A 958-nucleotide genomic window follows, 5' to 3' on the forward strand; every position below is an offset into this window, starting at 1 on the left:
CCTTAGTGTTCTTTGTGAGAATTTTTCTGTATTATATTAACAGGAGTAGAGTAATGAGACTAAAGATTTTCCTAATAGCCGCCGTGTTGGCGGTGTGCGTACAAGGGGCTGTTTTTGCAAAGGGGATCGCTGAGGAAAGGGCTGCCTCTGATAAAAGAGCGGTCTCTAATGATTATGATGCGTTAGCTGAACAGGCAAACGCGAATATTGAAGCGGGCGACTATGCCGCCGCCATACCCTTGCTTAAACTTATGCATGAGCTTAAACCGGGGGAACTTGCACCTATTGAGTATTTGGGTAATTTATATACACATGAAGATAGGCCTGAATTTCATAACGCGCTGTTTTGGCTAACAGAAGCGGAAAAACGTGGTAGTTCGAATAGTTCTGTTTACTATAACCTTGCTTGCATATATTCACTTAGGGGTGAAATTGAAAAAGCCGAGGCAGAAATGGACAAAGCCTTTGCTTTGGGTTTTTCCAATTTTGAATGGATAAGCCAAGACGATGATCTTGTTAATTTCAGAACCGGCTCCTTGTGGGAAGGCATAGCGGATAACTATACGCAGATTGAACAACTTTTAGCTCTATTGGATGAATTCACTTCCAATGAAGAAGAAAAAAGCATTACAGACAGAATAACATTTTACAGCGGCATAGTAACTTTCCTAAAAGAGCTTGCTCCCCATATTCCTGCACTGCAAAGTCGGCCTTTGTTTTTTTTAGCTCATTCGTATGAAAATATGGGGAACTATGCCCTTGCGGAACAAAACTATCTTGAGACAAAAGCCATCTATGAAAAAGTTGTAGGTAAAGAGCATCCCTATTATGCCACGACATTAAGCGGTTTGGGAGTGCATTATTGTGATATAAGTGATTACGCCAAAGCGGAACGCTATTTACTTGAGGCGGCAGCCATTTTGGAAAAGGCGCTAGTTAAAGAGCATCCCTATTATGC

1 protein-coding gene is annotated in these 958 nt (G+C 41.5%); it reads left to right on the forward strand.

Annotated features, from left to right (window positions below):
* Positions 1-53: 53 nt before the first annotated feature.
* On the forward strand, positions 54-958 hold a 905-nt coding region (locus ACYVRA_RS07425), incomplete at its 3' end, for a tetratricopeptide repeat protein (protein ID WP_461252109.1).

Source organism: Treponema sp. R8-4-B8 (assembly GCF_054786175.1).